The following is a 12,680-nucleotide window of genomic DNA, read 5'->3' on the forward strand; positions in this document are numbered from 1 at the left end:
TTTAAGTTAAGACTTGGACTGTTCAGGCTGGCTACCGCTTTGGCCTTGCTGGTTGTTATCAGCGGTGATTTCCTGCGCTTTTACCTGCGCGCCAGGACGTACTTTCTGCAGCCCAGTAACAATCACGCGGTCGCCCGGCTTAAGTCCATCAGTGACTAACCATTTGTCGCCAATCGCTTGTGCGGCGACAATTTGGCGAGTTTCAACTTTGTTGTCTGCACCGATAACCAATGCACTGGCATCGCCACGCGGTGTACGGGTAACGCCTTGCTGCGGAACCAGTAATGCAGTTGGGTTAATCCCTTCTTCCAGACGTGCACGGACGAACATACCCGGCAGTAAGGTGTGATCCGGGTTAGGGAAGATGGCGCGTAACGTAATCGATCCGGTGGTTTGATCAACCGTCACATCAGAAAACTCCAGCGTGCCGGACTGCGGGAATTTAATGCCGTCATTGGTTACCAGTTCGACTTTCGCTTTGCCGTTCTCTTGCTTCAGCGTGCCGTTGGCCAGCTCTTGTTTCAGGCGCAGGAAGTCGTTGCTTGACTGCGTTACGTCCACGTAGATCGGGTCCAGCTGCTGAACGGTCGCCAGTGCGGTCGCTTGACCGTTTTGCACCAGAGCCCCTTCCGTAACGGATGATTTACCAATGCGGCCGCTGATCGGCGACGTCACTTTGGTATAGGCCAGATTGATGCGTGCTGTTTCTACCGCGGCTTTCGCGGCAACAACGGCGGCGTTTGCCTGCTGTGCGTCTGCCAGCGCGCTATCGTAATCCTGTTGACTGATGTACTTAGTACCCAGCAGTTTCTGATAACGTTTAACCGTCAGTTGAGCGATATTTGCTGCGGCTTGTGCTTTGGCCAGATCGCCTTTTGCGCTTTCGTAAGCGGCCTGGTAAGTCGCAGGATCAATCTGATAGAGAGATACACCCGCTTCGATGTCACCACCTTCGGTGAAATTACGCTTCAGGATAATACCGCTAACCTGAGGGCGAACTTCTGCGATGCGAAACGCACTGGTGCGACCCGGAAGCTCGGTTGTTATCTGTAGAGGTTCAGTTTTGAGTGTAACAACTCCAACCTCTGGCATCTGCTGGCCCCCTTGTTGGGCCTGTTTGTCGTCACATCCTGTTAGCGCTAAGCTGCCTGAGAGCATCAGAACGACTGCCAGAGGCGTTAACCCTCTGTTTTTGTTCATATGTAAACCTCGAGTGTCCGATTTCAAATTGATCAATGGCTTAAAGCCCATAAACCCATTGCTGCGTTTATATTATCGTCGTGCTATGGTACATACATTCACAAATGTATGTAAATCTAACGCCTGTAAATTCACTGACATATGGCACGAAAAACCAAACAACAAGCACAGGAAACACGACAGCATATTCTCGATGTTGCTCTGCATTTGTTTTCGCAACAAGGGGTATCATCCACCTCGCTTGCGGAGATCGCAAAAGCCGCTGGTGTCACGCGCGGCGCGATTTATTGGCATTTCAAAAACAAGTCGGATTTATTCAGTGAAATCTGGGAGCTAGCAAAACCTAACATTGATGAGTTAGAGACTGAGTATCAGGCAAAATTCCCCGACGATCCACTATCAGTATTAAGAGAAATTTTAATTTACGTTCTTGAAGCTACCGTGACAGAAGAACGCCGACGTTTGTTGCTGGAAATTATATTCCACAAATGCGAATTTGTCGGGGAAATGGCCTCTGTTCAGTTAGCTCAACGCCATCTTTGTATTGAAAATTACGATCGTATCGAACAAACATTGCGGCACTGTATGGATGCCAATATGCTGCCGGAAAACCTGAACACCCGTCGCGTGGCGGTCCTGTTGCGTAGCTACATTACCGGAATCATAGAAAACTGGTTATTTGCCCCCGAATCGTTTGATCTGAAAAAAGAAGCTCGGGAATACGTGGCTGTGCTGCTGGAGATGTGCCTTATGTGCCCAACTCTGCGGCTTGGCGTGGCGGAAATCCACTAAACGTTTTGGGCCTGTACCAGGAATTCTCCTGGTCGTTTTGCCTGCTGCTATTCTGCCGGTCACAGCCGTGATATTCTTGCCGCTTGACTATTTTCGGTCACTTTTCCGGTTCAGAAACGTTCATTCTCATGACTATGTTGCAGCTCTATAAACGTTCACAGTATCTTATTGCTATTACCATTCTTTTCTTCATTCTCTTGCTATCTTGCCAGTCGTCTGCTTTTGCGCGGGCGCAACAGAGTGGTGAACTGCCGACGAAAGCGGATATTCAGAGCCAACTGGACGCGCTGAGTAAACAAAAAGATCTCTCCGCGCAGGATAAGCTGGTCCAACAGGATCTCATCGATACCATCGCCACGTTGGATAAAATCGATCGCGTGAAAGATGAGACCGTACAGCTTCGCCAGAAAGTTGCCCAGGCACCGGAGAAAATGCGTCAGGCGACGGATGCGTTAAATTCGCTCAGTGATGTTGATAACGACGATGAAACGCGAAAAACGCTGAGTACACTCTCCTTACGACAGCTTGAGTCGCGCGTGGCACAGGTTTTGGATGACCTGCAAAGTGCGCAAAACGATCTTGCCGCTTACAACAGCCAACTGGTGTCGCTCCAGACGCAGCCAGAGCGTGTGCAGAATGCGATGTACACCGCGTCGCAGCAAATGCAGCAAATCCGCAATCGACTCGATGGCACCAATGTGGGAGAGGCGGCGTTACGCCCGAGCCAGCAGGTGTTGCTGCAGGCGCAGCAGGCGCTGCTGAATGCGCAGATCGACCAACAGCGTAAGAGCCTGGAAGGCAATACTGTTTTGCAGGATACCTTGCAAAAACAACGTGACTACGTAACAGCTAACAGTAACAGGCTTGAACATCAGCTCCAGCTTCTGCAAGAAGCGGTGAACAGCAAACGACTGACGTTAACCGAAAAGACGGCTCAGGAAGCGGTAACGCCGGATGAAGCCGAGCGTATTCAGTCAAATCCGTTAGTGAAGCAGGAACTGGATGTTAACCATCAGCTAAGTCAGCGCCTGATTGCCGCGACCGAAAACGGCAACAACCTAATGCAGCAGAATATCAAAGTCAAAAACTGGCTTGACCGCGCGCTGCAATCCGAACGCAATATTAAAGAACAGATCGCTGTCCTGAAAGGCAGTCTGCTGCTGTCGCGTATTCTGTATCAGCAACAACAAACACTGCCGTCGGCGGATGAACTTGCCGATATGACTAACCGGATCGCTGATTTGCGTCTGGAACAGTTTGAGATTAACCAGCAGCGCGATGCGCTATTCCAGAACGATGCGTTTGTCGCCAAACTGGAAGAAGGGCACAGCAACGAAGTGAATGGTGAAGTCCATGATGCCCTGCTGCAGGTTGTGGATATGCGCCGTGAACTGTTGGATCAGCTGAACAAGCAGCTGGGCAACCAGTTGATGATGGCGATTAACCTGCAAATCAATCAACAGCAGCTAATGAGCGTGTCGAAGAACCTGAAAGGGATCCTCACGCAGCAAATCTTCTGGGTTAATAGTAACCGTCCGATGGACTGGGACTGGATCAAAGCCTTCCCGCAAACGCTCAAAGACCAGTTTAAGTCGATGAAAATCACAGTGAACTGGGAAAAAGCCTGGCCAGCGGTCTTTATTGCGTTCCTGGCGGGCCTGCCGCTGCTGCTTATTGCCGGGTTAATCCGCTGGCGTTTGAAATGGCTGAAAGAGTATCAGGCGAAATTAGCCGCCGCAGTAGGGAATCTGCGTAATGACAGTCAGCTCAATACGCCAAAAGCGATACTGATCGATCTGATCAGAGCGTTGCCGGCGTGCCTGATTATCCTCGCCGTGGGCCTGATTCTGCTTACCATGCAGTTGAATATCAGCGACCTGCTGTGGGCGTTCAGTAAGAAGATGACAGTCTTCTGGCTGGTGTTTGGTCTGTGCTGGAAGGTGCTGGAAAAAGATGGCGTGGCGATACGTCATTTTGGCATGCCAGCGCAGCAGACCAGCCACTGGCGCCGCCAGATCGTGCGTATTAGCCTGGCGCTGTTGCCGCTTAACTTCTGGTCGGTCATTGCTGAACTGTCGCCGCTTAATTTGATGGACGATGTGCTGGGTCAGGTAGTTATTTTCCTCAACCTGCTGCTGATCGCCTTCCTGGTATGGCCAATGTGCCGCGAAAGCTGGCGTGACAAAGAGTCACATGGCCTGCGTCTGGTCACTATTACCGTCCTCTCAATTATCCCGATTGCATTAATGGTGCTGACGGCGACAGGGTATTTCTACACCACGTTGCGCCTGGCCGGCCGTTGGATTGAAACGGTCTATCTGGTTATCCTTTGGAACCTGCTGTATCAGACGGTACTGCGTGGATTGAGTGTGGCGGCACGTCGTATCGCCTGGCGCCGTGCCTTAGCGCGTCGTCAGAACCTGGTGAAAGAAGGGGCGGAAGGAGCCGAGCCGCAGGAAGAACCGACCATTGCGCTTGAGCAGGTTAACCAGCAAACGCTGCGTATAACAATGCTGGTGATGGTTGCCCTGTTTGGTATTCTGTTCTGGGCAATTTGGTCCGATCTAATCACCGTGTTCAGTTATCTCGATAGCATTACGCTCTGGCATTACAACGGCACCGAAGCGGGAGCTGCGGTGGTGAAAGACGTCACCATGGGCAGTCTGCTGTTTGCGATTATTGCCTCAATGGTCGCGTGGGCGCTGATCCGTAACTTACCCGGCCTGCTGGAAGTGCTGGTGCTGTCGCGACTGAAGATGCGTCAGGGTGCTTCGTATGCGATCACCACGATCCTTAACTACGCGATCATCGCCATCGGTGCGATGACGGTCTTCGGATCGCTCGGTGTTTCATGGGATAAGCTACAGTGGCTGGCAGCAGCCCTGTCGGTTGGTCTTGGTTTTGGCTTGCAGGAAATCTTCGGTAACTTTGTTTCGGGTCTGATTATTCTGTTTGAACGCCCGGTCCGCATCGGCGATACCGTGACTATCGGTACGTTCTCAGGAACGGTCAGCAAGATCCGTATCCGTGCCACCACTATTACCGACTTCGATCGCAAAGAGGTGATCATCCCGAACAAAGCATTTGTGACGGAGCGTTTGATCAACTGGTCGCTTTCCGATACCACCACGCGTCTGGTGATCCGCATCGGCGTGGCCTACGGTTCGGATCTGGATAAAGTGAAGAAAGTGCTACTGCAGGCGGCGATGGAACACCCGAAAGTGATGCACGATCCAGAGCCTGCAGTGTTCTTTACCGCCTTCGGCGCCAGCACGTTGGATCATGAACTGCGTTTATACGTGCGTGAACTGCGCGATCGTAGCCACACGGTTGATGAACTGAACCGTGCGGTCGATCGTTTGTGCCGTGAAAACGACATTGATATCGCCTTTAACCAGCTCGAAGTGCACCTGCATAACGCGAAAGGTGATACCGTGACCGAGGTTAAGCGTGACATCATTAAAGGTGATGATCCGACGCCTTCGGTAGGTTAATAGAAAAACTCATCAGGCCTGCGAGCTTCGATTCATTCGTAGGCCTGATAAGTGCAACGCTTTCAGGCATTTCAGCTATAGCGCGTTTTTTGAAGAAGAGAGCTGTTTCTTTTCGTAATCCCGTTTAACAATCTCCAGCGCCTTCAGTACGGTTTCAGGCGCAACCTGATTTTCCTCAAGTAAAACAATCAAATCGACGGCCAGTTTGACCTCGTCCGGGGCGTTCTCTAATGACATAAATTCTCCGGGGATTAACGGGTTAAACGCGACAGCACGTTTTCTATTCTTGCCAGAGCATGGCGACAGCGCGCCAGTCGCGCCTCGAATGCTTCTACTTCACGATGCAGTTTTTGCTGTTCTTCAAAGCCGGTAGCCTGAGCCAGACGCTCTTTGCGTTCACGCGTCATTTCAACCAGACGGCGTTCAAATTCCTGATGTTGGACCCGCTTGCGCTGCCAGCGCGCCAGACCTGGAGAAGCGCTGTCCCACTCTCGAAGGGACCAACTGGCGGTTTCACGTGAAATCGCCTCTAACTGTGAGGCAAGGTGTTCCGCAAGCCAGGTGATTTGTGGGAGTTGCTGCTGCTCAACGGCGCGACGCAGGGCAGTAAGATTATCGTCAGCCTCATCCAGACAGGCCTGCAGCAACGTACTGCGCGTGTGAAACAGATGCCTGTCAAAGCGGGCGCTAAGCGTTGTGTGGTGCGCCAGCGGGGCGCAATGTTGTCGCAAGCGGTTAAGCTGGTTTTCGAGCGTCTGTAACAGCATGGCGGTTTTCACAACAACACTCCGATGAAAATGAGAACCGTTATGCTAAAGTAGCGATTCTCTGTGTTAAGTACTCATATTATGCAACGCATTATTCTAATCATCATTGGCTGGATAGCGGTAGTGCTAGGTACGCTGGGCGTTGTATTGCCTCTGTTGCCGACGACGCCGTTTATACTGCTGGCAGCCTGGTGTTTTGCCCGCTCATCGCCGCGTTTTCACGACTGGTTGCTTTACCGTTCGTGGTTCGGCGGGTATTTGCGCCACTGGCAAAAACACCGTGCGATGCCGCCGGGAGCAAAACCGCGCGCTGTTTTGTTGATCCTGGTGACGTTTGGTATTTCACTGTGGCTGGTCAATATGATGTGGGTGCGCGGCCTGCTGCTGGTTATTCTTGCCTGTTTACTGATTTTTATGTGGCGGATCCCGGTGATTGATGAAAAACAACAAAAGCAGTAAAGCGCAATAATCGCTGTTGCAATTGTCTCTCACAGCCAGTAAATTCGACCGTTTTCGAGCACAGGCGCAGGTGGTCAAAGGTTAAGCAAGTGTAACCTTGGCTCTTATATAGACACAAAATCATTCAAGATACGTCGAGGATGAAGTGTTTAGTGCGCCGTGAAGTAATACTGTATTAATCAGGCACAAACTTATGACCGCGACAGCACAGCAGCTTGAGTTTCTCAAAAATAGCATCAAAAGCATCCACGACTACCCAAAACCGGGCATTCTCTTTCGTGATGTCACCAGTTTACTGGAAGACCCGAAAGCCTACGCCCTCAGCATTGAATTGCTGGTTGAACGCTACAAAAATGCGGGTATCACTAAAGTGGTTGGCACCGAAGCGCGTGGCTTCCTGTTTGGCGCGCCGGTAGCGTTGGGTCTGGGCGTCGGCTTTGTTCCGGTACGCAAACCCCGTAAGCTTCCGCGAGAAGTTATTGCTGAGACCTATGAGCTGGAATACGGCACCGATCAGCTGGAAATCCACGTTGATGCCATCAAACCTGGCGATAAAGTGCTGGTTGTGGACGACCTGCTGGCAACTGGCGGCACGATTGAAGCGACTGTGAAGCTGATCCGCCGTCTGGGTGGTGAAGTTACCGATGCTGCTTTTATCATTAACCTGTTTGATCTGGGCGGCGAACAGCGTCTGGAAAAACAGGGGCTGACCTGTTATAGCCTGGTTCCATTCCCGGGCCACTAAGTCGGGCTATCTTATCTCGGTAGACGAATACCGAGACACACAACCTCGCCGTCGCTGCGAGGTTGTGTTAGCATTATCCCCCTGTGAATCCACCCTCCAGCCTTTCAGAGCCTGCCAATGAGTTATCAGGTCTTAGCCCGAAAATGGCGCCCACAAACCTTTGCTGACGTCGTCGGCCAGGAACATGTGCTGACGGCACTGGCGAACGGCTTGTCGTTAGGGCGTATTCATCATGCTTATTTGTTTTCCGGCACCCGTGGCGTCGGGAAAACCTCTATCGCCCGTTTGCTGGCGAAGGGATTAAACTGTGAAACCGGCATCACCGCCACGCCGTGTGGCGTGTGCGATAATTGCCGGGAAATCGAGCAGGGGCGTTTTGTCGATCTGATTGAAATCGACGCCGCCTCACGCACCAAAGTCGAAGACACCCGTGACCTGCTGGATAACGTCCAGTATGCGCCTGCGCGTGGTCGTTTTAAGGTCTACTTGATCGACGAAGTGCACATGCTGTCTCGCCACAGTTTTAATGCCTTGCTGAAAACGCTCGAAGAGCCGCCCGCGCACGTTAAGTTCCTGCTGGCGACTACCGATCCGCAGAAGCTGCCGGTGACTATCCTGTCGCGCTGTCTGCAATTCCATCTTAAAGCGTTGGATGTCGAACAGATTCGCCATCAGCTTGAGCATATCCTCAAAGAAGAGCATATCGCCCATGAACCACGTGCACTGCAACTGCTGGCTCGCGCCGCGGACGGCAGCCTGCGTGATGCGCTGAGCCTGACCGATCAGGCGATCGCCAGCGGCGATGGCCAGGTCTCGACCGAGGCGGTCAGCACTATGCTCGGCACGCTGGACGACGACCAGGCGCTCTCGCTCGTTGAAGCGGTTGTTGCTGCGGACGGCGAACGCGTGATGGCGCTGGTAAACGACGCCGCCGCGCGCGGTATCGAATGGGAAGCGCTGCTGGTTGAGATGTCGGCTTTGCTGCATCGTATTGCCATGGTTCAGCTTTCGCCTGCCGCGCTCGGCAGCGATATGGCCGCCATTGAACAGCGTATGCGTGAACTGGCGCGAATTGTTCCGCCAACCGATGTGCAGCTTTACTACCAAACTTTGTTAATCGGGCGCAAGGAACTGCCATATGCGCCGGACAGGCGAATGGGCGTCGAAATGACGCTGCTGCGTGCGCTGGCTTTTCATCCGCGCATGCCGCTCCCGGAACCTGAAGTTCCACGACAGTCGTTTGCCCCGGTCGCACCCACTGCGGTGATGACCCCGACGCAGGTGCAGCAGCAGCCTGCACCTGCACAACAGCAACAGAATGTGCCGCTCTCCGATGCCACCAGTCAGGTGTTGGCGGCGCGTAGCCAGTTGCAACGCGCTCAGGGAGCAACCAAAGCAAAAAAGAGTGAACCGGCAGCCGCTTCCCGCGCGCGGCCGGTGAATAATGCTGCGCTGGAAAGACTGGCTTCGGTGTCGGAACGTGTTCAGGCGCGTCCGGCGGTCTCTGCGCTGGAAAAAGCACCGGCGAAGAAAGAAGCGTATCGCTGGAAAGCGACCAATCCTGTTGCAGAAGTTAAAGAAGTCGTTGCCACGCCGAAAGCGCTGAAAAAAGCGCTTGAGCATGAAAAAACGCCGGAACTGGCGGCAAAGCTTGCGGCTGAAGCCATTGAACGCGACCCGTGGGCCGCCCAGGTGAGTCAGCTCTCGCTGCCTAAACTGGTGGAGCAGGTGGCGCTTAATGCCTGGAAAGAAGAGAATGGCAACGTAGTTTGCCTGCATCTGCGTTCCACGCAGCGACACCTAAATTCCAGCGGTGCGCAGCAAAAACTGGCCGAAGCTCTGAGTTCCTTAACGGGGTCAACGGTTGAATTGACCATCGTTGAAGATGATAATCCAGCGGTGCGTACGCCGCTGGAGTGGCGTCAGGCCATTTATGAAGAGAAGCTCGCGCAGGCGCGTGAGTCGATTATTGCGGATAATAACATCCAGACGCTGCGTCGTTTTTTCGATGCGGAGCTGGACGAAGAGAGTATTCGCCCCATTTGATCGTCAGCCTAATGGTTTGACGGTCGTCATCCCTTAACGTGATTGAGAGAGAAGCCTATGTTTGGTAAAGGCGGTCTGGGTAACCTGATGAAACAGGCCCAGCAGATGCAAGAAAAAATGCAGCAGATGCAGGAAGAAGTCGCCAAGCTGGAAGTGACCGGCGAATCTGGCGCGGGTCTGGTAAAAGTGACCATTAACGGCGCGCACAACTGCCGTCGCGTGGAGATCGATCCAAGCCTGCTGGAAGACGACAAAGAGATGCTGGAAGATCTGGTTGCTGCGGCATTCAACGACGCGGCGCGTCGCATTGAAGAGACGCAGAAAGAGAAGATGGCCTCTGTTTCCTCCGGAATGCAGCTGCCGCCTGGCTTTAAGATGCCGTTCTGATGCAAACCAGCCCGCTGTTAACTCAGCTTATGGAAGCACTGCGCTGTCTGCCCGGCGTTGGCCCGAAGTCGGCGCAGCGCATGGCGTTCACGCTACTTCAGCGCGATCGCAGCGGCGGGATGCGTCTGGCACAGGCGTTAACGAAGGCGATGTCAGAAATCGGCCACTGTGCCGATTGCCGCACCTTCACAGAGCAAGACGTCTGCAACATTTGCTCGAACCCGCGTCGCCAGGAAAACGGTCAGATTTGTGTGGTGGAGAGTCCGGCGGACATCTACGCCATTGAGCAAACCGGGCAGTTTTCCGGACGTTACTTCGTGCTGATGGGACACCTGTCGCCGCTGGACGGTATTGGCCCTGATGATATCGGGCTGGATCGTCTCGAACAGCGACTGGAGTCTGAGCAAATCAACGAACTGATCCTGGCGACCAATCCCACGGTCGAAGGAGAGGCGACCGCCAACTATATTGCTGAGCTTTGCATGCAATATGGCGTTGAAGCCAGCCGTATCGCCCATGGCGTTCCGGTAGGCGGCGAGCTGGAAATGGTCGATGGCACTACGCTGTCGCACTCTCTGGCAGGACGACACAAGATTAAATTCTGAACAAACGGAGGCCGCGACGGCGGCTTCCGCTTGAAATCCTTCCCGCTTGTCCCCATTTCACCCTCAACGTGTTTTTACCATTGAAAATGGCTTTGTTGAGGTAGATCTACATGAAAGGACAAGAAACTCGTGGTTTTCAGTCAGAAGTCAAACAGCTTCTGCACCTGATGATCCATTCTCTGTATTCCAATAAAGAAATCTTCCTGCGTGAGCTTATCTCTAACGCCTCGGATGCGGCAGACAAGCTGCGTTTTCGCGCCCTGTCTAACCCGGACCTGTATGAAGGCGACGGTGAGCTGCGTGTACGTGTTTCCTTCGATAAAGATAAGCGTACGTTGACCATTGCCGATAACGGCGTGGGGATGAACCGTGATGACGTTATCGATCATCTGGGGACCATTGCGAAATCCGGTACTAAATCTTTCCTCGAATCCATGGGTTCCGATCAGGCGAAAGACAGCCAGTTGATCGGCCAGTTCGGGGTGGGCTTCTACTCTGCGTTCATCGTGGCGGACAAAGTCACCGTGCGTACCCGCGCTGCGGGCGATAAGCCGGAAAACGGCGTGTTCTGGGAATCTGCGGGCGAAGGTGAGTACACCGTTGCCGACATCACCAAAGACGATCGCGGCACCGAAATCACCCTGCATCTGCGTGAAGGCGAAGAGGAGTTCCTTGATGACTGGCGCGTACGTTCCATCATCAGCAAATATTCCGACCATATCGCGTTGCCGGTAGAGATCGAAAAATCCGAAGAGAAAGACGGCGAGACCGTGGTTTCCTGGGAAAAGATCAACAAGGCGCAGGCGCTGTGGACCCGTAACAAGTCGGAAATCAAAGACGACGAGTACAACGAATTCTACAAGCACATCGCCCACGACTTCACTGACCCGCTGACCTGGAGCCACAACCGTGTGGAAGGTAAGCAGGAGTACACCAGCCTGCTGTACATCCCGTCCCAGGCTCCGTGGGATATGTGGAACCGCGATCACAAGCATGGCCTGAAACTGTACGTCCAGCGTGTGTTTATTATGGACGACGCCGAGCAGTTCATGCCGAACTACCTGCGCTTTGTGCGCGGTCTGATAGATTCCAACGATCTGCCGCTGAACGTTTCCCGTGAGATCCTGCAGGACAGCACAGTCACCCGTAACCTGCGCAGCGCGCTGACCAAACGCGTACTGCAGATGCTGGAAAAACTGGCGAAAGACGACGCGGAAAAATACCAAACCTTCTGGAAACAGTTCGGCCTGGTATTGAAAGAAGGCCCGGCGGAAGATCACGCCAACCAGGAAACGATCGCTAAGCTGATGCGCTTCGCGTCTACGCACACTGACTCCTCCGCACAGACCGTGTCGCTGGAAGACTACGTGTCGCGTATGAAAGAAGGGCAGGAGAAAATCTACTACATCACCGCAGACAGCTATGCGGCAGCGAAGAGCAGCCCGCACCTGGAACTGCTGCGTAAGAAAGGCATTGAAGTCCTGCTGCTTTCTGACCGCATCGATGAGTGGATGATGAACTACCTGACCGAGTTCGACGGTAAGGCATTCCAGTCTGTTGCTAAAGCTGACGAGTCCATCGACAAGCTGGCGGATGAAGTTGATGAATCGGCAAAAGAAGCGGAAAAAGCGCTGACGCCGTTCGTTGAGCGCGTGAAAACCCTGCTGGGCGACCGCGTGAAAGAAGTGCGTCTGACTCACCGTCTGACCGACACGCCAGCCATCGTCACCACCGATGCGGATGAAATGAGCACCCAGATGGCGAAACTGTTTGCCGCTGCGGGCCAGGCCGTACCGGAAGTGAAATATATCTTTGAACTCAACCCGGACCACGTGCTGGTAAAACGCACGGCGGATACCCAGGATGAAGCGCAGTTTAAAGAGTGGGTCGAACTGCTGCTGGATCAGGCGCTGTTTGCTGAGCGCGGCACGCTGGAAGACCCTAACCAGTTCATCCGTCGTATGAACCAGTTGCTGGTGTCCTGATACCCGTAATGTAATGCCGGATGGCGCTAACGCTTATCCGGCCTACAGCATCTCGTAATAGTATGCCGGATACGGTGTTTCCACCGCCATCCGGCATTTTCTCGCCTTATTTTTAATTTTCCCACCGTTAACCGTTTCAGCGTCGGGCGTCTTTCTTGAGCCAATTGCGTGATGGTGGTATCGTTTAGCGCTTTTTAAAA

The 12,680-nt window shown here is 53.2% G+C and carries 11 protein-coding genes and 1 other annotated feature; of the genes, 8 read left to right on the top strand and 3 right to left on the bottom strand.

The features are described from left to right. Positions 1-6: 6 nt before the first annotated feature. A complete protein-coding gene (acrA, locus tag OGX92_RS02925; RefSeq protein WP_003831044.1) occupies positions 7-1,200 on the bottom strand; it encodes a multidrug efflux RND transporter periplasmic adaptor subunit AcrA in 1,194 nt (397 codons plus the stop codon). 141 nt (positions 1,201-1,341) lie between these two features. Here acrA and acrR point away from each other — a divergent pair, with 141 nt between their 5' ends. After that, the gene (acrR, locus tag OGX92_RS02930) at positions 1,342-1,992 is read left to right on the top strand and encodes a multidrug efflux transporter transcriptional repressor AcrR (protein ID WP_003831045.1); all 651 of its coding nucleotides are present in this window, start codon (positions 1,342-1,344) and stop codon (positions 1,990-1,992) included. A 128-nt stretch (positions 1,993-2,120) separates the two neighbouring features. Then, complete coding sequence (gene mscK, locus OGX92_RS02935; protein ID WP_286586223.1) at positions 2,121-5,486, top strand: mechanosensitive channel MscK; 3,366 nt, start codon at positions 2,121-2,123, stop codon at positions 5,484-5,486. A 75-nt stretch (positions 5,487-5,561) separates the two neighbouring features. Here mscK and rsmS read toward each other — a convergent pair whose 3' ends face one another. Continuing rightward, on the bottom strand, positions 5,562-5,723 hold the full coding sequence (gene rsmS / locus OGX92_RS02940) for a pleiotropic regulatory protein RsmS (RefSeq protein WP_003021750.1): 162 nt from the start codon (positions 5,721-5,723) through the stop codon (positions 5,562-5,564). 14 nt (positions 5,724-5,737) lie between these two features. Beyond that, positions 5,738-6,265 (bottom strand): primosomal replication protein N'', encoded by a 528-nt coding sequence (gene priC / locus OGX92_RS02945; RefSeq protein ID WP_286586224.1) that lies wholly within the window; start codon positions 6,263-6,265, stop codon positions 5,738-5,740. Positions 6,266-6,334: 69 nt separating this feature from the next. On the opposite strand from priC, the gene OGX92_RS02950 reads away from it, so the two are divergent. The 6 genes from OGX92_RS02950 to htpG all read left to right on the top strand — a co-directional run bounded on the left by OGX92_RS02950 (position 6,335) and on the right by htpG (position 12,480). Beyond that, positions 6,335-6,712, top strand: a complete 378-nt coding sequence (locus tag OGX92_RS02950; protein ID WP_032934350.1) for a DUF454 family protein — start codon at positions 6,335-6,337, stop codon at positions 6,710-6,712. A gap of 193 nt (positions 6,713-6,905) precedes the next feature. Further along, entirely contained in the window at positions 6,906-7,457 is a 552-nt protein-coding gene (gene apt, locus OGX92_RS02955) for an adenine phosphoribosyltransferase (RefSeq protein ID WP_003021759.1), read from the top strand. 117 nt (positions 7,458-7,574) lie between these two features. Then, positions 7,575-9,503 (top strand): DNA polymerase III subunit gamma/tau, encoded by a 1,929-nt coding sequence (gene dnaX, locus OGX92_RS02960; RefSeq protein WP_003831049.1) that lies wholly within the window; start codon positions 7,575-7,577, stop codon positions 9,501-9,503. Further along, positions 8,836-8,900, top strand: a sequence feature (DnaX frameshifting element). It overlaps the preceding gene by 65 nt. Before the next feature lie 57 nt (positions 9,504-9,560). Further along, positions 9,561-9,890, top strand: coding sequence for a YbaB/EbfC family nucleoid-associated protein (locus OGX92_RS02965; protein WP_003021764.1), 330 nt, complete (start codon positions 9,561-9,563; stop codon positions 9,888-9,890). Continuing rightward, on the top strand, positions 9,890-10,495 hold the full coding sequence (gene recR / locus OGX92_RS02970) for a recombination mediator RecR (RefSeq protein ID WP_003831050.1): 606 nt from the start codon (positions 9,890-9,892) through the stop codon (positions 10,493-10,495). Before OGX92_RS02965 ends, recR begins: the two co-directional genes overlap by 1 nt. A 110-nt stretch (positions 10,496-10,605) precedes the next feature. Continuing rightward, positions 10,606-12,480 carry a molecular chaperone HtpG gene (gene htpG, locus OGX92_RS02975; protein ID WP_286586225.1) on the top strand — a complete coding sequence of 625 codons (1,875 nt, stop codon included), beginning with the start codon at positions 10,606-10,608 and terminating at the stop codon, positions 12,478-12,480. Positions 12,481-12,680 lie beyond the last annotated feature (200 nt).

Source organism: Citrobacter sp. Cpo089 (assembly GCF_030332695.1).
Lineage (GTDB): Bacteria > Pseudomonadota > Gammaproteobacteria > Enterobacterales > Enterobacteriaceae > Citrobacter > Citrobacter portucalensis.

What these genes read in the sequence shown, in the direction of transcription:
- rsmS (WP_003021750.1), bottom strand. Translation starts at nt 5,723, where the DNA reads ATGTCATTAGAGAACGCCCCGGACGAGGTCAAACTGGCCGTCGATTTG.
- recR (WP_003831050.1), top strand. Translation starts at nt 9,890, where the DNA reads ATGCAAACCAGCCCGCTGTTAACTCAGCTTATGGAAGCACTGCGCTGT.
- dnaX (WP_003831049.1), top strand. Translation starts at nt 7,575, where the DNA reads ATGAGTTATCAGGTCTTAGCCCGAAAATGGCGCCCACAAACCTTTGCT.
- acrR (WP_003831045.1), top strand. Translation starts at nt 1,342, where the DNA reads ATGGCACGAAAAACCAAACAACAAGCACAGGAAACACGACAGCATATT.
- apt (WP_003021759.1), top strand. Translation starts at nt 6,906, where the DNA reads ATGACCGCGACAGCACAGCAGCTTGAGTTTCTCAAAAATAGCATCAAA.
- OGX92_RS02965 (WP_003021764.1), top strand. Translation starts at nt 9,561, where the DNA reads ATGTTTGGTAAAGGCGGTCTGGGTAACCTGATGAAACAGGCCCAGCAG.
- mscK (WP_286586223.1), top strand. Translation starts at nt 2,121, where the DNA reads ATGACTATGTTGCAGCTCTATAAACGTTCACAGTATCTTATTGCTATT.
- htpG (WP_286586225.1), top strand. Translation starts at nt 10,606, where the DNA reads ATGAAAGGACAAGAAACTCGTGGTTTTCAGTCAGAAGTCAAACAGCTT.
- acrA (WP_003831044.1), bottom strand. Translation starts at nt 1,200, where the DNA reads ATGAACAAAAACAGAGGGTTAACGCCTCTGGCAGTCGTTCTGATGCTC.
- OGX92_RS02950 (WP_032934350.1), top strand. Translation starts at nt 6,335, where the DNA reads ATGCAACGCATTATTCTAATCATCATTGGCTGGATAGCGGTAGTGCTA.